The sequence below is a fragment of the Acinetobacter sp. ABJ_C1_1 genome, assembly GCF_044684115.1.
GTDB lineage: Bacteria > Pseudomonadota > Gammaproteobacteria > Pseudomonadales > Moraxellaceae > Acinetobacter > Acinetobacter nosocomialis_A.
The window spans coordinates 89,711-112,342 of record NZ_JBITPU010000015.1 but is presented as its reverse complement, the minus strand read 5'-3'; the positions used below and the strand labels follow the sequence as shown (position 1 = coordinate 112,342).

The 22,632-nt window shown below is 37.9% G+C and carries 19 protein-coding genes and 1 pseudogene; 9 read left to right on the top strand and 11 right to left on the bottom strand.

The window, feature by feature from the left end:
• From ACG59Z_RS15745 to gshA, 8 genes and pseudogenes are all read right to left on the bottom strand, one after another.
• Nucleotides 1-123, bottom strand: a pseudogene (locus ACG59Z_RS15745) (DUF1311 domain-containing protein); the annotation flags it as partial.
• 173 nt (nt 124-296) lie between these two features.
• Nucleotides 297-914 carry a hypothetical protein gene (locus tag ACG59Z_RS15740; RefSeq protein WP_400200209.1) on the bottom strand — a complete coding sequence of 206 codons (618 nt, stop codon included), beginning with the start codon at nt 912-914 and terminating at the stop codon, nt 297-299.
• 249 nt (nt 915-1,163) lie between these two features.
• Complete coding sequence (locus ACG59Z_RS15735) at nt 1,164-1,853, bottom strand: hypothetical protein (protein WP_400200207.1); 690 nt, start codon at nt 1,851-1,853, stop codon at nt 1,164-1,166.
• Nucleotides 1,854-1,856: 3 nt separating this feature from the next.
• Nucleotides 1,857-4,217 carry a hypothetical protein gene (locus ACG59Z_RS15730; RefSeq protein ID WP_400200206.1) on the bottom strand — a complete coding sequence of 787 codons (2,361 nt, stop codon included), beginning with the start codon at nt 4,215-4,217 and terminating at the stop codon, nt 1,857-1,859.
• Nucleotides 4,214-4,777: a hypothetical protein gene (locus tag ACG59Z_RS15725; RefSeq protein ID WP_400200204.1), complete on the bottom strand. Its 564-nt coding sequence runs from the start codon at nt 4,775-4,777 to the stop codon at nt 4,214-4,216. Before ACG59Z_RS15725 ends, ACG59Z_RS15730 begins: the two co-directional genes overlap by 4 nt.
• An 11-nt stretch (nt 4,778-4,788) precedes the next feature.
• Nucleotides 4,789-8,118, bottom strand: a complete 3,330-nt coding sequence (locus ACG59Z_RS15720; protein ID WP_400200202.1) for a type VI secretion system Vgr family protein — start codon at nt 8,116-8,118, stop codon at nt 4,789-4,791.
• A 167-nt stretch (nt 8,119-8,285) separates the two neighbouring features.
• Nucleotides 8,286-8,801, bottom strand: coding sequence for a disulfide bond formation protein B (locus tag ACG59Z_RS15715; RefSeq protein ID WP_001240033.1), 516 nt, complete (start codon nt 8,799-8,801; stop codon nt 8,286-8,288).
• Between the two features lie 14 nt (nt 8,802-8,815).
• Nucleotides 8,816-10,393, bottom strand: a complete 1,578-nt coding sequence (gene gshA, locus ACG59Z_RS15710; RefSeq protein WP_000082286.1) for a glutamate--cysteine ligase — start codon at nt 10,391-10,393, stop codon at nt 8,816-8,818.
• A gap of 168 nt (nt 10,394-10,561) precedes the next feature.
• Here gshA and ACG59Z_RS15705 point away from each other — a divergent pair, with 168 nt between their 5' ends.
• The 5 genes from ACG59Z_RS15705 (at nt 10,562) to ACG59Z_RS15685 (ending at nt 15,704) form a co-directional block, all read left to right on the top strand.
• Nucleotides 10,562-11,101 (top strand): DUF924 family protein, encoded by a 540-nt coding sequence (locus ACG59Z_RS15705; RefSeq protein WP_400200199.1) that lies wholly within the window; start codon nt 10,562-10,564, stop codon nt 11,099-11,101.
• A gap of 60 nt (nt 11,102-11,161) precedes the next feature.
• Nucleotides 11,162-11,725: a CC0125/CC1285 family lipoprotein gene (locus tag ACG59Z_RS15700; RefSeq protein ID WP_151761708.1), complete on the top strand. Its 564-nt coding sequence runs from the start codon at nt 11,162-11,164 to the stop codon at nt 11,723-11,725.
• 13 nt (nt 11,726-11,738) lie between these two features.
• Nucleotides 11,739-13,049 (top strand): DUF445 domain-containing protein, encoded by a 1,311-nt coding sequence (locus ACG59Z_RS15695; protein ID WP_400200197.1) that lies wholly within the window; start codon nt 11,739-11,741, stop codon nt 13,047-13,049.
• A gap of 27 nt (nt 13,050-13,076) precedes the next feature.
• Complete coding sequence (locus ACG59Z_RS15690) at nt 13,077-14,231, top strand: pyridoxal phosphate-dependent aminotransferase (RefSeq protein WP_400200196.1); 1,155 nt, start codon at nt 13,077-13,079, stop codon at nt 14,229-14,231.
• Between the two features lie 105 nt (nt 14,232-14,336).
• Nucleotides 14,337-15,704 carry an MATE family efflux transporter gene (locus tag ACG59Z_RS15685; RefSeq protein ID WP_368568256.1) on the top strand — a complete coding sequence of 456 codons (1,368 nt, stop codon included), beginning with the start codon at nt 14,337-14,339 and terminating at the stop codon, nt 15,702-15,704.
• Between the two features lie 56 nt (nt 15,705-15,760).
• Here ACG59Z_RS15685 and ACG59Z_RS15680 read toward each other — a convergent pair whose 3' ends face one another.
• Nucleotides 15,761-16,594, bottom strand: a complete 834-nt coding sequence (locus ACG59Z_RS15680; RefSeq protein WP_272237860.1) for an SDR family NAD(P)-dependent oxidoreductase — start codon at nt 16,592-16,594, stop codon at nt 15,761-15,763.
• Nucleotides 16,595-16,790: 196 nt separating this feature from the next.
• Between ACG59Z_RS15680 and ACG59Z_RS15675 the strand changes: the two genes are divergently transcribed.
• From ACG59Z_RS15675 to phoR, 3 genes are all read left to right on the top strand, one after another.
• Nucleotides 16,791-17,462 carry a TetR/AcrR family transcriptional regulator gene (locus ACG59Z_RS15675; protein ID WP_198071896.1) on the top strand — a complete coding sequence of 224 codons (672 nt, stop codon included), beginning with the start codon at nt 16,791-16,793 and terminating at the stop codon, nt 17,460-17,462.
• A gap of 255 nt (nt 17,463-17,717) precedes the next feature.
• Nucleotides 17,718-18,428: a phosphate regulon transcriptional regulator PhoB gene (gene phoB / locus ACG59Z_RS15670; protein WP_000650776.1), complete on the top strand. Its 711-nt coding sequence runs from the start codon at nt 17,718-17,720 to the stop codon at nt 18,426-18,428.
• A 9-nt stretch (nt 18,429-18,437) separates the two neighbouring features.
• The gene (phoR, locus tag ACG59Z_RS15665; RefSeq protein ID WP_263614859.1) at nt 18,438-19,796 is read left to right on the top strand and encodes a phosphate regulon sensor histidine kinase PhoR; all 1,359 of its coding nucleotides are present in this window, start codon (nt 18,438-18,440) and stop codon (nt 19,794-19,796) included.
• 67 nt (nt 19,797-19,863) lie between these two features.
• On the opposite strand, the gene ACG59Z_RS15660 is transcribed toward phoR, so the two are convergent.
• On the bottom strand, nt 19,864-21,060 hold the full coding sequence (locus ACG59Z_RS15660) for an alpha/beta fold hydrolase (protein ID WP_400200190.1): 1,197 nt from the start codon (nt 21,058-21,060) through the stop codon (nt 19,864-19,866).
• 239 nt (nt 21,061-21,299) lie between these two features.
• On the opposite strand from ACG59Z_RS15660, the gene ACG59Z_RS15655 reads away from it, so the two are divergent.
• Complete coding sequence (locus ACG59Z_RS15655; protein ID WP_400200188.1) at nt 21,300-22,061, top strand: AcfC family putative adhesin; 762 nt, start codon at nt 21,300-21,302, stop codon at nt 22,059-22,061.
• Between the two features lie 57 nt (nt 22,062-22,118).
• On the opposite strand, the gene ACG59Z_RS15650 is transcribed toward ACG59Z_RS15655, so the two are convergent.
• Nucleotides 22,119-22,553: a hypothetical protein gene (locus ACG59Z_RS15650; protein WP_400200186.1), complete on the bottom strand. Its 435-nt coding sequence runs from the start codon at nt 22,551-22,553 to the stop codon at nt 22,119-22,121.
• Nucleotides 22,554-22,632: the final 79 nt, after the last annotated feature.

Below are 22,632 nucleotides of genomic sequence, written 5' to 3'. Positions count from 1 at the left end.
CTCACTATTACTATATATTGTTTTCTCGTCTAACCATTGTGGTTTATAGTCTGCAGCATTTGAGGAAATACATACGCTGGAAACCAATAAAAAATTATAAAATTTAATAAAACTAGTTCTCACTATATGTACCTTCAATAAAAATCAAAACTCAGACAAGTTGCTATTTTTATAATTTTTCATCTAATCCTAAAAACAAATATCATACCTAAGTTATTTATTTTGAATAAAATATGTTAGGTTTAAAAATGTAAGACTTACCATTCTTACATTTTTATTCAAAAAGAAAAACTAAATCAGTTTACCTGCTTAAAATATACTTTCTCCCCTTCGGAACATACTCCATAAAAAACCCCATAAGATTCATTCTTTACAGATGGATTATTCAAATAACTATTACAGTCTAACACTAAATCTTCAGTATTTTTCTTAAAAACTATTTTTTGCTTTTGATAATATGGAGCACCCGTATAATTATCAGCTAAATAATAGATTCCCGATTTAAAATTCTTTGATTCAGCCTGTTTAGTTGCATATCCATTTTTTATAAAATCAATCCCACCCAAGGCTAGGTTAACTTTATCAATATTTAAACTCAACTCACTACTACTATTTTTATCCGCTTTAGCTTCTGCCCATCCAACTTGAACATCTTCACTATAAACATTTTTATAATATAAGGTAAAATTACCATTATTATCTTTTATATAAAATTCATCATATGCAGGATCAAGTCTTTTAAAGAGATAATTATCCATCTTTTTTGTAGGTGTAAAATTCTTACACTTTCCTGACTTTTCACAGATTCGATATGAAAAATAAAGTTTTGTGTTGCTTGATTTAGGCTGATCCGCTTCAGTTGTACATGTATACATTAAACTAATTACAAATAAAAGGAATAATCTGTTTATCATTGCATAGTCTCTATATAGTTTTTCAAAAAATACATCAGTTTAAATAATGTCTAAAACTTCTAGATTTTAAACTCTATGGAAATAAAAAATTAAATGGATTCTATAGCTTCTAGAATTAATATTCTTTATATGAGAATTACAACAACAAGCTAACTAAAAATATTATAAAATAAAATTAATATAGACACTTTTAGTAATAAAAGTGTCTATATTATTTAAATTAAATTTTTATTTATCAGTTATATTTCTTTAATTTTCTCTATATTTATTTCTTAAATCCAACAAACCTTTACTATATATTTCTTCATTCTCAGTACATGAGGCTTGTAAGTTCATATCTAGGTAAGTATAACGATGTAACAATTTTTCTTCATTATTATGCCCTCCCAAAATATTAAAATGTGCGCCTTCATTTGAAAAACATTCAGTTATAATGTTAGGAATTCCGTCTCCAATCAAATCAACTCCTCTAATTTTATTATTTTTATATAGAATCTGTTCCTTACTTAATTCAAAACCATAACCACGAACCAACTCCTTACTTCTTTTATTAATATTATAAAAATAATTAGGCTCATCTGTAACAAAAGCTAATTCTGAAACACAATCACTACTATCTTTTTTCAGTATTGGGTTCACAACATCATATTTAAATTTTTCGTCCTCTTTATAAATAATTACAATATCTTTATTAAGAGGTTTTTCACTTACTATACAACCTTCATCAGAATCTAATAATAAATAAATCTTATTGTCTAACATTTTTTTTATATCTTTACTACCCTGTAATTTCTCTACTGAAGGTAATTTTTTTTGTGGCACCTCTACTTTATGTTGTTCAGTAGGTTTAATATGAGTAGTCTCACTTAAATGTTTATTATCACAAGCACTTAAGCCCAATCCCAATAAACACATACCAATTAATGTTTTGTAAATCACTTTTTACCTACCTGTATCTGACCAATGAGGTGCATCTTTACTACCATACCAAATTACACCATATTTTTTGCCTAATTGCGTTAATGTTGCCCAACTGGTAATTTTTATACTTTCATCATCAATAGTTACAACTTTTCCAACATAATTAGATATTCTCATATCTACTGCTTTTTTCCTATTATGGTTTGAAGAACCTGGTTTACCTACTGGATTCTTGCCTATACCATATTTTTGATACATTGCTTTTGCTGCTTTTATTGCTTCAGTTTTATTTCCTTTATGTGTCCAATCAATATTTACTCCAGGAAACGGAGGTACTTTATCTACAGCAATTTCTCCTCTTGCTATCGCTGTAGAATAATACATTAAATAACTTCTTTCAGATGGACGCCAAGTTGTATTAATTACGACACTGATACCAGCATTTTTCATACCATTAATAAATTTTGAAGCGCTGGTTTTGAAAGGTTCAGCTAAATCACTTAAACTATTACTTTGTAAAAATAAGTTACACCAATCCACTCCGCTAACTTTTAGTTGAGATGAATCTGACTTAGTAACATTAATAGATATTGGTTTCATATCTTTTTGTAATATTACTTGAGTCAATAGGTTAGTATTTTCAAATATTTTTATTGTTTGTCCGGCTTGGCCCTTATGTATTTTTGTACCTAGACCGTTAACACCGCTTATATGAGAGTTTTTATTTCCTTTATACTCAATTATATATTCACAATTACTAACTAATTGCTTAGTTATTTTGTCATAAGTTAAAATTTTAAACTCTATATCACTATTATCTATAACAATAGTTTTAGGATGCCCTTCTGTACTGGTTTTTACTTTTTCATCTCTCTTAGGAGTAGAGTCATGAGTTTCAACTGGCTTATCAATTGGTTGCTTATGTTTTGATGAAGGAGCAGGTTGTTTAGATGTAGGTATTTCTACAACTTTTGTACCTGTCTTTATATTTTTTGATGCTTGCTCAATTGCTGAGGAATCAACATCGATAACACGAAGCGATTTATTTTTATCAACTTTGATAGTTAATAAATTCCGTTCATCTCTTAATTTATAATTCAGTTCGAATCCTGGCATTGCACTAACAGTTATCTTTCCATTACCATCAGTCTTTTTTTGCTTTATCTGATTTCTATATTTTTGTATTAAATTCAAATTTGTTATAGGTTTTTTCGTATCTCTATGTCTGAACAGGATATTAAAAGTATGTAAATTAACCTTTATAGTCTTTTCTCCCATTCCCTCTTGTGCTGTAAAACGAATAATTTCTTGTTTTGAGTCCAACCCACTAATTAAAACTGTAATTTCCTCACCACTTAACGCTACTAAGTTATTTTCAATACCATTAGTACCTACACTATGCTTCTTTTCTGAATTTTTATATTTTAGAAAATAGGAAAAATTTGGTATTACCTTATTTTCACTATCTATGATCTTAATACTAAAATTAACGTTTTTTTGTTTAGTATTATTCTCACCCTTTTCTGCTTTTTTTTCATTATTTACTTCAGCTTTGGTGTCTTTTTTTACAGATTCTTGCTTTTGACTAGGTGATGTCTGTTGGTTATGTATGTCAGTTTGAGATTTTATTCCACTACGACCACTTGCAACCACCAAAACTGCAGAATGATTTTTACCATCAGCAATTAATAGTACTGGCTTTTGATTATTATCAACAATAGGTTCTCCATCAACGGTAATCCTTGCTCCCCAACCATCTTTCACAAGAAATGATCTAATTTTACCTTGATTATCAGTAACTAAATTACTTAACGCTGGCACTACTTTCGTTTTTTTGTACCCAATACTCACACTAGACTTAACAAGCACATTCGCACTTTTATCAACAAATTGGACATAGAAGCGAGATGTGCCCTTATATCTATACCAACGCATATCATCATTTTCTGTTCCTCTTATTTTTACTTCTTCTGTCAAAGGGCTTTTGGCAAAATCTGGAACTAGAGAAGTATATTTTTCTGGATTTTTTTTATGTAAAGCTGCTTGAGCTTTAGGACTATAATATAATACAACTCCATTTGTTATATCTTCTTCCTTTCCTTGATAAATTGGTGATATTGTATCAATAATATCTTGCGTATGATCAGATATATTACCAGAATGCATTTCTGTCACAGCTTTCTTAAAAGGTGGATTTTTATCACTAATAGCGTCAAAATTCTTTTTTAGAATATCACTGACATTTCTTGCATTAATCCACTCTGCAAAACCAATCCTATTTTTTATACAGTGTGCCACAACTTTCCAAGTGGTTGGACTGCATCCTCCAGCTTCTCCTGCCACAGTCCCAACAAACTTTATAAATTCTTCTGAATAACTCATTTACTGTTACTTCCACAAGGATTTTGGATTTTCTTTTTAAATAGAATTTTACCATAATCATTTGCAATTAAATTGAGATCTCCAATATTATCAAAATGAGACATCTCACTAAAATCACTGTAATAATTAAATTTTGATGGAAGAATATTGAATTTCTTTTCACTTAAGTCTATTAAAATTCTTTTATTATTAGTGAACATCTTTTTTGCATATATTTTCTTTTTACGACTATCACTTTCTATAATACATTTAGACTTAATATCAAAACTAATCAACTCCTCAGTATAGTCTTCCTCATGTTTTCCAATAAAGTAATGTCCTACACAAGGTGAACCACATGAACTTACTACATGAAAGATGTCTTCACCAACTTTTTCAATACTTGGTGATTTTATATCGTGTAATAAAATATTTTTTTTACCATTTGATGTTAGAACAACATTACAACTTGTCTCATATTCGTCAGTACATTGTGAAATAAGATTAAAATCTTCTTTTGCATAACTTTTCAGTGGAAATAAAACCAAAAAGAGGCAAACAATATTTTGTTTATTAAACATCAGTCAAACTCCTAATCATTATATGTATGTTCATGATCAATTCCGCATCCACAGCCATCAATCTCCTCACCATCTAGTGATTCAGCTTCCTCTCCAAGCATCAGCTCTTTAATTTCTGTTAAATAAGCTCCTGGGACTAAAGCGAGTTCTACATTATCAACAGAATCGCTGTAAACTCTCGCGCTACTTTCTTGCTCAAACTCATATACAGCTTCAATTTTCTTAGAATGATTAATTAATTTATACTTCATATTTTTTAATATTTTAGTATCAAATATTTGACTTAAATCAAATCTCATACTATACATCCCAGTTGCTGGCATTTTCGGCAACTCAGCATTTACTGTTGCCCCACTCGTAAACAAATGCTGCCCAGCTTTACTTTCAAACTTACCGCCTGTTGTTGAAAACACGCCATTGGCATTAATTTTAAGCTGTGACCCACCTGCTGTTAATACAATTTCTTTTGGACTCGTAAGCTCGATTTTTTCTTCAGTAGAAATCAGCTTAATGACCTTCTTGGCAATTGCTTCAATAGCATCGTCTTGTGCTTGTAGTTCGAGTTTTCCTTTTGCTGCATAAGCACGCAAACCTTTTTGCGCAGCGAACAAACTAATTTTATCTTGTGCATGCCCAATAATATTTTTCTGTGCACTCAAATTAATTGAACCGCTGGCACTTTCGGCAATATCTTGCGAAGCTTGCAAAATAATATTTTCAGGTGTCGTCAAAGCAATACCATTTGGTGATGCTAATAACATCAGGGCTTGTCTAAAGATTTTGCCTTGTTCTTGCTGTTTAGTATCAGAACTACTTTCTAAACCTTGGGTATAGCCTTCCATAAAGCCTTGTAAAGAACTCAATGCTTTAGAAGGTGATACTTCCAATTTACTGCCTTTACTAAAAGTGCCACATACACTCATCATGTCGAAGTCTTTAGTCTCAACATTGGCTAAGACCTTTCCAACCTCTTGAATGCTTTCAAATGGATTTTTATGAATACGATCTTTTATGCTGGCAAGCTTACCTTTAACGATGTCGGCACCATGCTCTTCAACGTTTTCGATGAACGCTTTTAAATTTTCTACCGCATCTTTGGCATCGCTAAAGAAAGCATTAAATTCATCTACAACGCCTTTTGCGTTTCCGCCTAGAGCACCAATATCTCGAATAAAGCCACCACAGTCTTTTAAAGCGTGGATAGGATCGTTATTAATCCCTTCTTTAAATAGATTTACCGTACTATCTAATGCTTGACCTGTGGTTTTTAGCTCAAGTGACTGGATGAATTTAGGTAAGCGATTAATCACATTCAAAGCATCAGTTTGTTGCTTGGCTGCAACTTCACTGAGCATTTTCATGCTTTCATAGCCTTGTGAAAGTAAAGATTGTGCTTGTGCAGCCTCTAAATGGTCTGCAATCGCTTGCTCTTGTGCATAGGTACTAATGAGCATGCCTTTACCTGCACGCACAGCTCCCCAAGCATCTGTTCTCAACTCAAAACCTTCACCTCGGCCTTGGCTCGTCTCTTGTTCTTTCGGATGGCTTAAATTACCCAAATTCAGCTGTGTTGCTGCATGACTACTTTGGAGTTGAGTACTAATTTGTCCGGTTGTGTCATCAAAGCGTAATTGGTTAAAGCCATTTCCATTGATTTCCTGACTGCGGATCCCGCTCAATTTTTTAGTCGCAGGAAGTTGCCCTTTTACATCGAATTTGGTGGGTGAGCGCTGCGCTTCATGGATGCGCCCAGTCACAAATGGACGGTCGATATTGCCATCAAAGAAGTCAATGACAACCACTTCACCAATACGCGGCAAGAAACGTGCACCATAGCCTTCTCCTGCCCAAGGAGTCAGTACATCCACCCAAGCCGAGTCGGTATCATTGTCATTGCTACCTGCACCACCATCATGGCCATGATCATCACTACGGGTAAATAGAAAACGTACTTTAATGCGCCCCCACTCATCGACATGAATGGTTTCTCCTTGTGGTCCCACGACTTTCGCTCTTTGCGGGTAGGCAATTGGTCGATGCTGCTCTGGATTATATTCAGGTGCAGTTTTGATTTGACGGCGTATTAGAGTCAGTTCATTACCTTGACGCTCTATATCATCGTAGCCGTGTTGATCCCAACGACTTTGGGTTAATAACTGGCTAACTTGCTGATGTAAATCTTTAGGTAAGTTATTTTGGTTATAGAAGTTTTTAGCAATAATCAGGAACTCTTGATCTGCCCCTTCATGCTGATCAATTTCAGGGTGTTCACGTAGATTAAACCAATAGCCGACTTGGCTATCGCGGACACTACTATAGGCTTTAAAGTATTTAGCCCGACTCGCATGCATGTCGGTGAAGTGCTGATTTAATTTTTCTAACTGACTACTACCCGAAGCGGTTGCCTGATCTTCCCCTTTTAAATCTTGCATCCAAGCAGGGCTTACGTGCCATGCTTGTTCAAGACTTAAAGTGGCTGAGTCGAAGTTATCCGAATGTGTATGCGTGGTAACAACCGAACCATTACCCTCTTCTTGTGCAAGGGCATCCGGTTGCCAGCGCTGCACATGTACCGCTGTTGGTTGCAAACTTCGCACTGCAACAAAACCAGTAATACTATCTTGATATTCGGTTGCGCTACTTCTGTGATAGCGAATATTACGACGCTCTAAAGCCTGATACTGGCTATTATCATCAATGAGTCTAAGTTTTTGAGCTTGTATTGGCGCAGTAAAATGCGGAACAAAAAGCTCTGACTCATCAATGAGCCAACTAATGCCTTCACTTCGCCATAAGCGCGTAAGAAAGTCATAGTCAGACTCATTGTGCTGCATGGTGAAAGGTCGAATATCATAGTTTTGACTCAACCCACCCAAGTCTAGACTTAAACTCGCAGCAAACAGTGGACTTTTTTCTTGCCACTCTTTAAATAGAACTTCGGTAATTTCTACGATACTTTTATTCATAAAAACACGACTATTACGGCGTTTGTGCCATAAATTTGTCGCGTCTTCTATAGTTAGCTTATAAAGCGTTAAAGCACCATCACTTTGTCCATAACTGGCTTCAGTCACAATACCTGTTGTTCGGAACAATTGGCCCGAATCTGTGACCTGATCAACAGCGACTTGAACGCCAATAAATTGCTTCAATGCAATTTGGGCATTGGTTGAAAGGCAGATCAACTCTGCCATTAGGCCACCATTCAGCTGATGTTGGCCTTCTATACGTTGTAAGAATATTTGGTTATTGAGTAGTTCATTAGAAAACTGTACATGGATAGCACGTTTCTGGGCATTTAGCCCTATTTTTTCCAAGACACTAAATATATTAAAAAGCATTTTTTTATAATCATAAGGATATATAAACGGCTGCACTTTATAAAAAACAGAACTATCTGTCTACAAAATTATGCGTTATTTTTATCAATTTTTCTTATATTCTCACTTATTCTAATGTGATTAAAAAAAGCCCAACTTAAGTTGAGCTTTTTTTAATCGTGTTAAACTCACTTTTTAGCAGTCTTAAATACTGGATAAAAACGGAATAACTGCCATAAACAGACCAGCAAAAGCAAAACGAAATAAACCAATGACCACATTGGTAAAGACTGGCCTAAAAAAGTCCAGTCAATTGCCGCACATTCACCTGAACCAGAAAGCACTTCTTGTAAAACTGCTTTCATCGGTAAAGCATCGATTAAATAATTTAAACCCGGTCCACAGCTTGGTACTTGGTCTGCTGGTAAATGCTGTATCCAAACATGACGGCCTGCCACGCCGACTGACCATAAAATTGCAATACCTGCTAAAAATGCATAGAAGCGTTTAATCGCATTGGAAACTGGGTTATGCAAAAATGCAATGAGCGCCACAAATCCCATTGCCATTAAGCCAACACGTTGAAAAATACAGAGCGGACATGGCTCTAACCCTTTTACATGTTCCAAATATAACGCAAAAGACATGCCGACAATGCTTGCCAGTACAAGCAGTCCACTCACCAAACGGTAACTTAATCGCATGTAAAACCTCGTTTTTATCTATATTGTTCAAGATACTGATCAAAGCTGATCTGACTATCTTGCTCAAGTTGTTCTTGCTGCTGTAAAGATTGTGCAGCCAATTGTTCAAAATATTGTAAAGTCTCTGCACTGATTTCATGCTTTTCATAACTTTCAGCATGCATCTGTGCCATATGACTGCCAAAGCTCCAGGTTCCACCATGCTTTAACGTGTCATCAATCACATGTGCAGATAATGTTTCATCTACTTCATCAATGCGTTCTTGCATTACGGTCAAAGCCGAGCTGTACAGATTTGTTGCATAGGTCTGATCAAGTAATTTGGCACAAGCCTGCATGTTCGAAATATGCTGACGTGCCCAGTCCTCAATATGGTAAGACCCGTTTAAATCAGTAATGGTTGCGTTTGGCGCTCGGCCACGGTTAACCACTTCTGTCTGGTTTTTCTCAATCAAATCTTGCTCAGGACATAGCAACTCAGGACTATCACTGAGTAAGCAATAAAGCGCCAGTGCCTCAAGGAAACCAGCCGTTGTTTCATTTACACCAATTGGTGAATATGGATTTACATCTACTGCACGAAGTTCAACATAACCCACTCCTCGATTTTGCAAGGCTTGAGATGGTGTTTCACCCGCATGCGGCACCTGTTTTGGACGCACGAGACTGTAATACTCATTCTCGATTTGTAAAACATGGTCATTAATTTGCAACGGTTCACCAGAGGCATCATTTAACCCTAAACGGCTAAATGGCGGGTAAGGAGAATGTACGGCTTTTTGTAAACCAGCCAGATAACCAGATAGGTTGTTGTAGTGAATGCCTAAACTTTTTTGTGCCGAGTTTTGGTAACCTAAACGTCCCATACGCAGGGCTGTAGCATACGGTAAATAGTATGACCCTTTGATTAAAGGCAACAAATGATGTTCATGTCCAGTCAAGAAACAACGACAAACCGAAGGACTCGCTCCGACTAAGAACATTACCAGTGGCGTTAAGCGAATAAAGTTACGGATAAGCCCAAAATAACGATGACTACGATAATCTTGCAGACTGAGTGCTTTTAATTTTTCGTCAGTTTCATGTGCCTGCAAGGCAGTAAAAAGCGAATCTGGAAAAGATAAATTATAGTGTACGCCCGAAATAGTCTGCATACGGCGACCATAACGAATACCCAATCCACGACGATAAAGTGTCTTGAAACGGCCAATATTAGAAGTACCGTATTGCGCTAGACGAATACGCTCCTCATTGTCATCTAGCATACATGGCATAGACAACGGCCAGAGTTTTTCACCATTTTCTAAATGACGGTGTACAACCGCATGAATATCGGTGAGCTCATGCAAGGCATCACCAATCGTTGGCTGTGGTGAAGTAATAAACTCCATTAACGCTTCTGAATAGTCAGTTGTAATTTTTGGATGTGTTAAAGCTGAACCTAATGCTTTTGGATGTAACTCTTGTGATAAGAACCCATTACTTTGCATACGTAGGCTTTCACGTTCTATTCCACGTAACATGCCTTGTAGTAGCGACGAATCCACCCAAGCAGGAATAACTGATTGAGATGGTGTAGTGGGTTGACTCATGCATTTGCTCGCTTATAAAAGATCACTATATACAAAATCGTGACATGATATGGATGTTGATATGATCACATCATTTCAGTTTGGCAATTTTTATCACAATCTTGTTATTTAAGACACGAAAGAATTGTGATTTTATTGAAGAATAATTGCTAAAGAGTTGTCAATATCATGAACGATCAAGACATTTTAAACTTCTGGTTTTCACCTGAACACCGTTCACTTTGGTTTGCAAAAAGTGATGAATTTGACACAAAAATTCGTGATCAATTTGCAGACATTCATCGTCAGGCAACTCGAGCAGAACTTTGGTCTTGGCGAAAAACGGCAGAAGGTCGTCTTGCAGAGATTATTGTGCTAGATCAGTTTTCTCGCAACATTTATCGTGATCAACCCGAATCTTTTGCTTACGACAGCCTCGCTTTAGCTTTGTCACAAGAAGCAATTAGTTTGCAACTCGATGCACAGCTTAACCCTGAACAGCGCTCGTTTTTATACATGCCGTTTATGCATAGTGAATCAAAGCTGATTCATGAATTTGCCTTAAAATTATTTCAACGCCTCAGCAATGAAATTAATTTAAGCTTTGAGAAAAAACATAAAGTGATTATTGATCGCTTTGGACGTTATCCTCACCGCAATGCCATCCTCGGACGTGTTTCAACACCAGAGGAAACCGAATTTTTATTAGAACCGAACAGCAGTTTTTAAGACCGCTTTATTTTTTAATGCTGAGTTATCCATTCTTCCATGCTCAGCTGGGAGTTCACCATGAAATATCTCTCTCTTTGTTTAGCTTTAGGCACTGCCTTAACTTTAAGTGCTTGTTCAACCCTACCGAGCAAACCCAAAACCTTCAATCAGCTTGGCCAGTTTTCAGCCTATCCGTTAAATGCACAAACGTTCAGAATCAGCTTCCAAGCTGACTCAAACATGAGCTATGGAACAGCTGAAGAAATTACCTTGGTGAAAGCAGCACAAACGACCGTACAAAAAGGCTTCCGCTTTTTTAAAGTGCAAAATGACCCAAGCAATCAAAGCCAAAAACCACCTCGTCAGGCCGTGGTTTACCCATCTGCGCCGAGTTTTTATCCGTATGGTTATGGTCGCCGTTATCCGGGCTTCTGGCATGATCCGTTCTATGATTTCCCACAAGTGGTCAATATCGACCCTGTTCAAGTGTCGTATACTATTGAATGTTATCGGGATCAAAAGCAGGCTCCGCAGGACGCTTTTGATGCAACGTTAATTCTCAAATCTATCGGACAAAAATATGGTTTAAGCCCGACAGGAGAATTGCTGCCACCGCCTGAGCCGCCAGTAAAACAAAAATGAATAGGATGACCGTATGAATATGGCAGAAGAAGTACACCATGCACCCAATCTGAAGCGCAGCAAATACTTTGCAACGCTGGCACTTATTATTGTGGTAGTGCTGTGGATTGGGTTATTGATTGCCAATCGCTTTCTGCCAGAGTACACCAACTTAATTCATATTTTAATGTTAGGCGCGGAAGCTGGCGTAGTGGGTGGACTCGCAGACTGGTATGCAATTACCGTTCTGTTTCGAAACCCATTTGGCAAGCTTCCTATCCCAAAATTTTTGCGGGATCATACCGAAATTATTCCACGCAATAAGGCTCGTATTGCAGAGTCAATGGGCCGATTTGTGCAGGAAAATTTTCTGTCACCTCAAGTAGTAGAACGAAGCTTAGAAAAAACTGACCTAAGCCTTGCCATTGGGCAATGGCTAGCCAGCCCACAAAACAACACACAAGTAGTGCAGCTCATTCAGCAAACTGTCCCGAAAATTTTTGAATTTGTTAGCCAAGAGCAAATTGCTAATTTTGTGCAAAACAACAGTGTGCAATGGGTGCGTAACACTCAAGTCAATAAACTCGCCAGTGAAATGCTACGCGCGGTCTTGGAAAATGATTTCCACCAAGATGTATTGCAACGTGGTCTCGATATTGCGCATGAGTGGGTCGTACAAAACCCGGATAAAACCCGTGAGTTAACCCGAAAAATGTTTAAAGCACTAGGTGTCTGGTCTCTTGCAAAAGGTGCAAGCTGGATTGGTATTGATGTTCAACAACGCACCATCGATTCACTGGTTGAAAAAGTAGAGTCGATGCTGGCCGACCACGAACACCCATGGCGACAGGAAATTGAAACAGTTGCTCATTCACTTATGCTCGAATTAGCAAATCCTGACAGTGTTGCCAGTCAACGTCTCAATAGCGGTAAGGATGCACTGCTAGATAGTCCACAAGTTTTAAATTTCATTAGTGGTGCTGTCACCATTTTATGTGATGCCATTAAAGCAGATCTAATGAAAGAAGACTCTGGCATTGCAATGAACCTGAGAGCTGCCATTCAGCAATTGGGTGAAAATCTTGTCCAAAATGTAAAAGTACGCGAAGTTCTCAACACAGAAATGACAGGACTTGCCATGAACTTTACGGATCAATATAGCCATAAAATCATACGCTATGTGAGTGAGCGCATTCATGAATGGGACTCACGTGAAATGATTGGAAAAATTGAAAATGAAGTCGGTGGCGACTTACACATGATTCGAGTAAATGGCGTTGTAGTTGGTGCATTTATCGGTTTAACTCTAGGTGTAATCCGCGCAGCGATTGAATCGATTTTATAACCTTAATAATTTCTTTAAGAGAACAACATGCTACAGCTTCAGTCAAAATTGCCCGCACAAGGGGTGACTATTTTTAGTACGATGACGGCAATGGCACAGCGCTTGGGTGCACTTAACCTTTCACAAGGTTTCCCAGACTTTCCAGCCCCTCCTGCTTTGCTCGAAGCCCTCTCACAGGCAACTTTGGCTGGGCATAATCAATATCCTCCTGGTGACGGCATTCTCGCATTACGTGAACAGCTTGCTTTACAATTTCAGCAGCGTGACCAACTTCAACTTGACCCTGTAACCCAGATCACGATTACACCTGGCGCAACCATAGCAATTTTCTGTGCCATACAAGCCTGTATCAACACAGGTGATGAAGTCATTATTTTTGACCCGAGTTATGACAGCTATGGGCCTTCTGTTCAGTTAGCAGGTGGTAAAGCTGTTCGCATTGCCCTGCAAGCACCTGACTTTAAGGTGAACTGGCAACAAGTTAAAGATTTGATTAATGACAAAACCCGTATGATTGTGGTGAATACTCCCCATAATCCAACAGGTACCATCTGGGAAAAACAAGACTGGTTAGAACTCATTGAACTAATTCAAGATAAAAATATTGTGGTTTTATCCGATGAGGTCTATGAACATTTGGTTTTTGATGGTCAGCAACACTTTAGTGCATTGCATTTTCCAGAGCTCAGAGAACGTAGTTTTGTGATTGGTTCTTTTGGTAAAACCTTCCATGTCACAGGCTGGAAAACGGGTTACTGCGTTGCTTCACCTGAATTAATGCGTTTATTCCGCCAGATTTATCAATATGCGAATTTCTGTGGCACGACCCCTTGTCAGATTGCGCTAGCGCAATATATGCAGCAACATCCAGAACATATTCAGGAACTTTCGCAGTTTTATCAAACTAAGCGAGATCGATTTAATCAGGCAATTCGCAATAGCCGTTTTTTACTTAAGCCATCTCAAGGTACTTATTTCCAAAACTTGGATTACAGTCAAATTAGACCCGACTTAAAAGATGTTGAAATGTGCCAGTTTCTTGCCGAGCAACATAAAATTGTGGCTATTCCTGTTTCGGTTTTCTACCAGCAAGCACCAGAGTCTTTACGCCTCATTCGTTTCTGCTTTGCTAAAAATGATGAAACATTGCAAAAAGCAGGAGAAATCTTGAATGAATGTTAATAAATTTAGAAACTTAGCCTAGCAAAACACTACAAGAAATCTTATCTAAATATGCTAAGTTGAATATCCGCCCCGCTCATCAAAGAGATGGGCGATGGAGAACACATGCCACCAAGACAGTCATTAATTCATCAGCAAAATCTATGGAAAACATTTTTTGTTTTCTTATTGCCGCTTATTGCAACCAATATTTTGCAAAATCTGTCTGGCACCATTAACACCATCTTTGTTGGACAAATGATGGGAGTCGATGCAATTGCCGCAGTTTCTGTATATTTCCCTATTTTATTCTTGCTCCTTGCTTTTATTATCGGAATTTCAACAGGCACCACAGTGTTAGTAGGGCAAGCATGGGGCGCACAGAATTTTGAAAAAGTACAAAGTGTAGTGGGTTCTACCCTGTTTATGACCATTATTGGCGGAATCATTACCGCGATTATTGGTGTATTTTTTGCCCACAATATTTTAGAGCTTTTAGGCACCGACCCAAAGGTCATGCATCTCTCTTTGCCTTATGTACAATGGATGTTAGCGGGTAGTCCGCTTCTATTTGTCTATATTATCTATACCTCAATTTTACGTGGTGTGGGTGACAGTACTACACCTTTACTGGCATTGGCATTAACCAGTGTAATTGGCGTAATTATTACCCCAATTTTGCTTAAAGGTTATTTTGGCTTTCCTGCTCTCGGCATTATTGCACCCGCTATAGCATCAATTATTAGTTATATTGCTATCCTAATTTTTCTTGCGATTTACCTAAACAAGAAAAAGCATCCGCTTCGACCGAACCGCCAGCTTTTGCAACATATCCGTCACAACCCAGAATTGAGCAAAATCATTTTACGTTTAGGTGTGCCAACAGGTATTCAAATGATTACGACTTCTATGGCGGGACTCGTGATTGTAGGTTTAGTTAACCGCTTTGGAGCGCATGCGACAGCTGCGTATGGTGCCGTAAACCAAGTACTCAACTATATTCAGTTCCCTGCTTTATCAATCTCAATTGCGGCTTCAATTTTTGCAGCACAAGCCATTGGTGCAGGTAAATCAGACCTACTTGCACGTGTTACACGCACGGCTTTAGGTATGAACTTTTTATTTACAGGTGCCCTAATTGCACTGGGCTATCTCTTTTCAAAATATTTGATGGCTTTATTTATTACCGACCCAACCGTGGTGGTATTAGGGCAGCAGCTTTTATTTATTGTACTTTGGGCAATTTTATTCTTTGGTGCAGGCGCTATTTTTGCATCAATTATGCGTGCCAGCGGAACCGTGACAGCCCCAATGTTACTTAATATCTCGGCTATTTTGTTTATTGAAATTCCATGTGCTTACTGGTTTAGCTCAATATGGGGACTTAAAGGAATCTGGTTTGCCTATGCCTTGGCATTTGTCAGCCTCTGTATTGTTCAAGGCTTGTATTACCAGTTTATTTGGAAGAAAAAGAAGATCAAAGTCCTGATTTAAAAAGCTTGAACCTTATAAAAAAAGCCATCAATTGATGGCTTTTTTTAATTTAAATCTTATTTCATCCATTTCGTCACAATGGTTGAAGCACGTTGGTATCCTGTCGGGAACAAACGTTGGAATGCATCCAGAATTTTTGCGTCACTACCAATCAATAACCGGCGTTTATTTTTCAAAACTGCGTCTAAGATTTGACGAGCCGCCTCTTCTGGTGGGGTACGCAGTAACTTGTCAAAGTTTTGAATTGATTTAGTCGGGTCCATACCTAAGCTGCTTAAGCTGTCACTCATTTTTGCAGCTTTCGCAATATTGGTACGAATACCGCCTGGGTGTACGCATAACGAGCTTACACCACATTTTTCAATATCTAGCTCTTGGCGTAACGATTCGGTAAAACCACGTACCGCAAATTTAGTCGCGTTATAGCCAGACTGGGTTGGCTGAGCTGTTAAACCAAATAAGCTGGAAATATTGATAATGTGACCATCTTGAGTTTGCTTAATAAACGGTAAAAATTCTTTGGTCCCGTAAACCACGCCCCAAAAGTTAATTCCAACAATCCACTCTAAATCTTCGTAGGTTGCGCCTTCTACAGTTGAACCTAAAGCAACCCCAGCATTGTTAAAAATGAGATTAACAGAGCCATGATCTTGCACGGTTTCCTGTGCCCACTGCTTTACTGCTTCGCGGTCAGAAACGTCTAACTTTTTGGTTGTTACAGTAATATTACTGTAGGGTTTTAATAGCTCAACAGTTTTCTCTAAACCCTTTTCATTAATGTCACTTAACGAAAGATGGCAGCCTTGTTTCGCCAAGAGAATTGCTAATTGTTGCCCAATGCCAGAACCTGCGCCCGTGATTGCAGCGACTTTGTTTTTAAAATTTTTCATTGTCCATCCTTTGTTTTTCGATTTGCACAATCGGTTCATTGCATGTGCACTTTAGACTCTTTTAATATAATTTTGACAATATTCATTGTCAATATAGTACACTGTAATTTCAGATAGATTGGCACAATTCTGCTGACCGCTTTATCATAGGCCTCATATTTGCCGAAAAACCGATAAATCAGGAAACCATTTATTTATGGCGACAAACGACTCAACCAGTAAAAAGAAAACAAAAACTGTGAGTAAAGAACGTCAGTTCAAAGGGTTATCTCTTTCCGAGCGTAAAGAAGCACGCCGTGAAAAACTCATTGAAGCGGGTATTGCGACTTATGGAACCCTTGGCTTTTTTTCAGTGACGGTAAAGGATGTCTGCCAAGAAGCAAAACTCACCGAACGCTATTTTTATGAATCTTTTAAAAAGAGTGAGGATTTATTCCAAACCATCTTTTTAAAAATGATTGAAGAGTTACAGCAAAACTTAATGCAAGCTGTGATTAAAGCTGCGCCAGATCCAGAAAAAATGGTCGATGCAGGCTTAAGAGCACTGCTGACGACTTTAAAAGAAGATCCTCGTTTAGCTCGTATCGTCTACGTTGATGCAGTTCTGGTTCAGGAATTACATAATCAAGCCACCATTCAAGAAACCCTTGCTCAGTTTGACCGTATGATCCAAGCGTTCGTTATGCTGACCATGCCGCAAATACAGCATAAGGAAAATGAGCTCTCTTTAATTGCAACAGGACTAAACGGATACGTCACACAAATTGCGATTCGATGGGTGATGGGTGGCTTTGAGCAGTCTCTCGAGCAAGTTTTGACAGCCTGCCGTATTGTTTTCTTGTCTTTATTGGCACAAGTTTCAAAATAATATTAAAGTTTTTTGACACTACTTTAAGTCCAAAAACGTAGCTGAAAGCAAATTGGTAACACCTTGAATGGCTTTAAGAAAATTTATGCCACCCTGTCATCATTCGGTCATGTGCTTGCCGTATTTTTGTCACAAATTATTGCTAAATTCGATTTTATAGACTTTTCTGCAATGAAATTGTCATAATTAATCTTTGTAATAAGCCTGTCATAACTACAAAACGGTTCACCGTTAAAATCTACAAGGTATTACGCTGTGAAAGATGACTATATTTTAATTGTCGATGATGAGCTTCCTATTCGTGAAATGATCCATACTTCTTTGGATATGGCAGGCTTTCAATGTTTACAGGCTGAAGATGCCAAACAGGCTCATCAAATTATCGTCGACCAACGTCCAGCACTTATCTTGCTTGATTGGATGTTACCTGGAGGCGTAAGTGGTGTGGATTTATGCCGCCGCTTAAAACGTGATGAAAATCTAGCAGAAATTCCAGTCATTATGCTCACCGCTCGCGGAGAAGAAGACCACAAAGTACAAGGTCTAGACGCTGGCGCAGACGACTATATGACTAAGCCATTTTCAACCCGTGAACTGGTTTCTCGTATTAAAGCTGTTTTACGCCGCGCAAATGCATTAAGCGGTGAAAAAACAATTGATGCCAATGGTTTAATTCTTGATCCTGTAAGCCAACGCGTGAGCTTTGGTAACAGCATTTTAGATATGGGACCAACTGAATATCGCTTACTTGCATTTTTTATGACCCATCCGGAACGTGCATATACACGTGCCCAGTTGCTCGATCAAGTATGGGGCGGTAATGTATACATTGAAGATCGTACCATCGATGTACATATCCGTCGTTTGCGTAAAGTGTTAGAACCTTTTGGTGTTGACCGATTTGTTCAAACCGTACGTGGTACAGGTTATCGTTTCTCTACACGTGCAGATTTAGCCGCAGGTTAACCAAAATTTATGTATGAACCCTACCCCGTTCCTGAACAGGTACGTGAACAAAAGCTTTCCCGTTACAGTAGTTTGTGGACGTTTGCTAAACAAGACTTACGACTTTTATTATTTTTCCTGATTATTGCAGGTTTAGTCGGTTTAGGGGTTGGGTATTTCTGGAGCTGTATTTTTATCGCCTTCGTGGTGTTTTTTGCACTCCAGTTGCGTTCTTTATATTTGGTGAATGACTGGATTGCCAATAATCCTTACGATGTTCCTCCCAACCTAAGTGGTATTTGGGGGGCATTATTATTTAATGTGTATCGTGCTCAGCGTCAGGAACGTATTGTTCAAGCCGAAATGGTGGGGCTGATTGACCGTGCTCAATCCTCTTTGGTTGCCCTTGCTGAAGCAGTAGTACTCATTGATGATCAACATCAAATTGAATGGTGGAACCCAGCCGCAGAGCGTTTATTGGGAATCAGTCCACTCGACCGTGGTCGCAATTTATTAACCATTTTGCGCCAGCCGACTTTTATTGAATATTTTAACAATATTGATCAAGCACCGGATGGGATAAAACTCCATTCGAGTCTTGATGATGACCGTTATGTGCAGGTCAAACTCACACGGTTCGGTGGAGAAAGTCGCTTACTCGTAGCTTACGACGTAACGCGTATGCACAACCTTGAGCAAATGCGTAAAGACTTCGTCGATAATATTTCACATGAGCTTCGTACACCGTTAACTGTACTCAGTGGCTATATCGAAACATTTACCGACCAAGAAGATATTAGCCCACGCTGGAAACGCGCATTTGATCAGATGCAGTCTCAAACTAAGCGTATGAATGCGTTGGTCAATGATTTACTGCTGTTATCAAATTTAGAAAATAATAAGAAAATTGCAAAAAATCAGATTATTGAAATGCCGAGTTTAATGAATCAACTGTTTGATGATGCTCAGGCCTACAATGCCGATTATGGACACACACTCAATTTACATATTGATAGCCACTGTGACCTGATTGGTTCAGACATGGAAATTGCCAGCGCGTTTAGTAATTTAATTACCAATGCTATTAAATACACACCCAAAGGTGGAACCATTACCATTGGCTGGCATGATGATGGTGAACATGCTTACTTTAGCGTGCAAGATACCGGTATCGGGATTAACCCGAAACATTTACCGCGTCTGACCGAACGCTTTTATCGCGTAGATAGTGACCGTAGTCGCCAAACAGGTGGAACGGGTTTAGGCCTTGCGATTGTAAAACATGTACTGATGCAGCACGGTGCTTATTTAGACGTGCAATCTAAAGAAAATGAAGGATCAACCTTTACCGCAGTTTTTCCAAAAGAAAGACTCTATAACATGACCTAAAGTTGCCTTCTCACATATAAAAAGCCGACTCTTAAATAGTCGGCTTTTTTGTCACATTTCAGCCTATTTATTTAAAATTAGAGCAATAAGATTTAGTCTGATTTTTCTCTATGACATTTAAAAAATTGGTGGAAAAAGTGTTGCTCTGGCGTAATGCATCGCGATGATCTCCACCATCAATTGTTTGATAAATGGTTGGTTTTTTTGATTTGCATAGCTGTTGGTAATAAGCGTATGTCCCTCTAGGGTCAACCAAATGATCTTTAGAACCCTGAACAATCATTAATGGTACAGTCGGTAGCATATTTTCAATAGACTGCTGTTTTAGATAAGCCAAAAGAGGTTTTAAATCTGCATCAGCTTTAAATATGCTAGAAGGAGATTTTTTCAAATCAGATTGAAGTTCAGATAAACAGCGGCTGCGTGCTTGCGTTAGCACAGTATTCATTTCGGCACTAACTAAATTTTCAGGGACAATGCTTGGTTCTGCTGCTTGCGCTCCTAATAACACAATCGGGAAGAAAGCTGCCACACTAGGTTCTGGGTTTGGATTAGTTTTTACATATTCTGCAATGCCTTCATATTGATAGCCCCCTGGCGCAAGCGCAATCGCTCCTTTTAAATCCAGTTCAGGCGCATCTTTTTGCCCATAAGCCGCCACGGCAATAGCAGCAGCTCCGCCTTGGCTATGGCCCATCACTAGCCATTGTTTATTAAAATCTTTTGGCTTAAGCAAATGTAATGCTCGTACGGCATCGACAACCGTATGCAGTTGACTCTTGGCATTCATATAGGGATGTGCACCTAATGTGCCTAAGCCCTGATAATCAGGTGCAACAACCGCATAGCCGCGTGCGAGCCAAGAATCTAAAGCTTTGGAAGCAACTTCTTGATAAGAATGAACAGGACCACCTACATAGTCACCAGAAGGTGCACAGGTGTCAGCAACTCCGGTCGTACCATGTGCCCAAGCCAGTATAGGCCAGCCGTTTTTTGGAGGCGTTCCTTTTGGTAATAAAATAAATGCTGAGGCAACGATAGGCTCGTCATTCACACCTCGACTACGATAAGTGATCAACAAACGCTGATCGGCATGAGGAAATAAACTCGTTACATCTTGCTGTTCTATAGACAATATTGAACCCGGTTTTTCACTCACTATTTGCTTACTCAAATCGGTAATTGGAGCAGCCATAGCAGAACCAGACGTCAAACAAATACTGCTAAATAAAATTTTAAAAAAGGAATTACTTTTTCTAATCAAGGGATTACTCCTCTATTATTTACATTGCATCTATTTAAATAATCAATTTATAAAATATAAATTACCATAAAATTATCTATAATTTATATTCAATCTAAAAACACATTAAAACAGATTTACTGAAATTTAATAAAACTATATTTTAAAAATATGTAATATAAATACAGTTGCAAAAATTAATCCCGTTTAAATAATAAAAAATATATGCTGATATTTTCCTAATTACTACAGCGATTAAAATGTCAAAACAATATAAATTTATACCGTACCTAATTTGCCTTATTTTCGGTTCTGTATCTATCCATAGCTTTGCAGACGTACAAGTGTATGGTCCTGGTGGTCCAGCACCCGCAATCAAAGAAGCCGCCAAACAATTCACCAATAAAACCGGCATAGCAGTCCATGTGACTTCTGGACCTACTTCTCAATGGTCGGAAAAAGCGAAACAAGATGCCGATGTTATCTATAGCGGTTCCGAAGCCATGATGTCTGATTTTGAAAATGCTTTTTCTGAGCAAATTATAAAAGACTCGGTAGAGCCTTTATATTTACGTCCCGCAGCTATTTTAGTGAGAAAGGGAAACCCTAAGAATATTAAAGGTTTTAAAGACCTCGCTAAACCCGGCGTTAAGGTTTTAGTTACGCATGGCGCAGGTCAAGTCGGTATGTGGGAAGATATTGCTGGCAGAACTGGAAATATTCAATTAACCAAATCTTTTCGAAAAAATATTGCCACCTATGCAGCCAACACAGGAATTGCCAAGAAAAACTGGGAAGAAAATAGCAGCTATGATGCTTGGTTAGTCTTTAATATTTGGGGAGTCAGTAACCCAGACATTGGACAAATTATACCGATTGAACCAGAGCTAGTTATTTATCGAGATACAGGTGTAGCCTTAACCAAGCATAGTTTAAAAAACACTGAAGCTAAACGTTTTGTGAATTTTCTATCGTCTCAACAAGGCAATGCTATTTTCAAAAAATATGGTTGGACTAAATAATGAAGAAGGGAGTCAGACTTCCTTTTTTGCTTTTTAAAAGTATTAACTCTGCCTAAGCTAAAATATATTCTTTGAGATTGAATATACGCCTACGGCATATAAAGTACCCAGTATTAAACAAAAGGCTGAGCTGATATACCAAAATAAATCACTATTCCCAACAAATTTTGATTTTAACCATGGAAAAGCAAAACCACGAATAAGAAACACGGCTGCAACAAGTGACAAAATAATTTCGGTAAAAGGTAATAACTGTAGTCCTTTTGCTGCAAAGAAGGCATACATAGAACATACTGTTAGAATAATCCCCACAGCTATAGCTGTAAAATTCGGATACCAATGCCCCCTTTCGACCATCTGAACAATACTTTTCCCAGCTCCTAAAAACCGAAAACCATTTGCTCCCCAAAACACACAAATAAAATGAAGTAACGCGGCCATGAAAGTCAAAGCCGAAGCAAAATATAAACTAATGATAGGAGCTGGGGACATTTTATTCTCTTAGTGAATCTTTATAATGAGTTAAAAATTAATTTACTGGTAAACATTATATTTAAAAATATAGTTAATT

Coding starts and splice junctions, on each gene's coding strand:
- ACG59Z_RS15740 (WP_400200209.1), bottom strand. CDS start 914: ATGATAAACAGATTATTCCTTTTATTTGTAATTAGTTTAATGTATACA.
- ACG59Z_RS15715 (WP_001240033.1), bottom strand. CDS start 8,801: ATGCGATTAAGTTACCGTTTGGTGAGTGGACTGCTTGTACTGGCAAGC.
- ACG59Z_RS15705 (WP_400200199.1), top strand. CDS start 10,562: ATGAACGATCAAGACATTTTAAACTTCTGGTTTTCACCTGAACACCGT.
- ACG59Z_RS15720 (WP_400200202.1), bottom strand. CDS start 8,118: ATGCTTTTTAATATATTTAGTGTCTTGGAAAAAATAGGGCTAAATGCC.
- ACG59Z_RS15685 (WP_368568256.1), top strand. CDS start 14,337: ATGCCACCAAGACAGTCATTAATTCATCAGCAAAATCTATGGAAAACA.
- ACG59Z_RS15700 (WP_151761708.1), top strand. CDS start 11,162: ATGAAATATCTCTCTCTTTGTTTAGCTTTAGGCACTGCCTTAACTTTA.
- ACG59Z_RS15730 (WP_400200206.1), bottom strand. CDS start 4,217: ATGAGTTATTCAGAAGAATTTATAAAGTTTGTTGGGACTGTGGCAGGA.
- phoR (WP_263614859.1), top strand. CDS start 18,438: ATGTATGAACCCTACCCCGTTCCTGAACAGGTACGTGAACAAAAGCTT.
- gshA (WP_000082286.1), bottom strand. CDS start 10,393: ATGAGTCAACCCACTACACCATCTCAATCAGTTATTCCTGCTTGGGTG.
- ACG59Z_RS15675 (WP_198071896.1), top strand. CDS start 16,791: ATGGCGACAAACGACTCAACCAGTAAAAAGAAAACAAAAACTGTGAGT.
- ACG59Z_RS15650 (WP_400200186.1), bottom strand. CDS start 22,553: ATGTCCCCAGCTCCTATCATTAGTTTATATTTTGCTTCGGCTTTGACT.
- ACG59Z_RS15655 (WP_400200188.1), top strand. CDS start 21,300: ATGTCAAAACAATATAAATTTATACCGTACCTAATTTGCCTTATTTTC.
- ACG59Z_RS15725 (WP_400200204.1), bottom strand. CDS start 4,777: ATGTTTAATAAACAAAATATTGTTTGCCTCTTTTTGGTTTTATTTCCA.
- ACG59Z_RS15680 (WP_272237860.1), bottom strand. CDS start 16,594: ATGAAAAATTTTAAAAACAAAGTCGCTGCAATCACGGGCGCAGGTTCT.
- ACG59Z_RS15695 (WP_400200197.1), top strand. CDS start 11,739: ATGAATATGGCAGAAGAAGTACACCATGCACCCAATCTGAAGCGCAGC.
- ACG59Z_RS15690 (WP_400200196.1), top strand. CDS start 13,077: ATGCTACAGCTTCAGTCAAAATTGCCCGCACAAGGGGTGACTATTTTT.